The following is a 1,128-nucleotide window of genomic DNA, read 5'->3' on the forward strand; positions in this document are numbered from 1 at the left end:
TGTTGGCCTAGCCTGACCTACGGCCAATAGCTGATAGCTGATAGCTGATAGCTGATAGCTGATAGCTGATAGCTGAATGCTTACAATGCTGCTGGCTAACGTTTTCCTACAAAGCCAGCTTAAAAATATGCTGTGGGGATAACTTGAACTGGGGAAAAGTCGGGGAAACAATGGGAGTATTTCCCGTAAAGGGCGTCATCTGATATTCGTCGTCAACCAAACTACAAACAAAAAATGTGGGTTGCTTGGGGTTGCCGATAAACTTTCTCGCCCCCAATGCGGCATAATCTATAATCCAATATTCTTCGATCCCCATCTCTTCATAATCTCTAAGTTTATTGTAGTAATCGTCACGCCAATTAGTTGAAACAACCTCGACGATTAATTTGACGGAATCAGGATTTTGAATAATTGATTCGCTTTCCCACCGAGATTCCGCCCCCATAACGTCTTGGTTCAAAACAATGATGTCCGGTTCATAACCTGAGTTTTGCCGTTTTGGTTTAACAATTGACTCTCTAGGAATAGTCCAAATGCCTCCTTTGCCTATCTGCCTGATAACTATCAATAGTTGCTCGATCAGGGAACCGGTTAGATTTGAATGTTTACCCTTTGGCTTGGGCATTTCGATAATTACTCCATCATACAGTTCGTACCGGACTTCTGAGTTTTCGGGATACCAGCTGATAAATTGATCAAAGCTGTATAATTTGGGTTCGGCTTTGGCTTGAGTCATAGATCGTTCTTCTTGAAGCTGAAATTTATGGTGATCAAATGACACCATTATTTTATATAGTCTTTATGGCATTTACCAGGTACGCTCATCAACCTCAAAGTCCCCCTTTTTAAGGGGGATTTAGGAGGATACCTTTGTACCTCATGGGATAGAGAATTGCTATAGTAAAAGAAATTGAGGCATAAATTCAGATGGCAAGTACCACCTCTAATGATACTCCCGTGACAGCTAGGCTTCCGGCATTGGTCAAAGATACTGTACAAAAGGCTGCGGATTTAACAGGGACAACCTTAAATCAATTTATGGTTCATGCTCAGGTTAAAGAAGCCCAAAAAGCGATTAATACAGAACAGGTGATTCACTTATCACCCCAAGATGCGGATATAATTTTT

At 41.3% G+C, this 1,128-nt stretch carries 2 protein-coding genes; one reads left to right on the forward strand and one right to left on the reverse strand.

The genetic code is table 11. The annotated features are described in order from the left end of the window. Positions 1-106: 106 nt before the first annotated feature. Positions 107-736: a Uma2 family endonuclease gene (locus F6K38_RS42735; RefSeq protein ID WP_287360965.1), complete on the reverse strand. Its 630-nt coding sequence runs from the start codon at positions 734-736 to the stop codon at positions 107-109. Between the two features lie 191 nt (positions 737-927). On the opposite strand from F6K38_RS42735, the gene F6K38_RS42740 reads away from it, so the two are divergent. Next, a partial coding sequence (locus F6K38_RS42740; RefSeq protein ID WP_287360968.1) for a type II toxin-antitoxin system TacA family antitoxin occupies positions 928-1,128 on the forward strand: 201 nt, incomplete at its 3' end.

Source organism: Moorena sp. SIO3B2 (assembly GCF_010692525.1).
Lineage (GTDB): Bacteria > Cyanobacteriota > Cyanobacteriia > Cyanobacteriales > Coleofasciculaceae > Moorena > Moorena producens.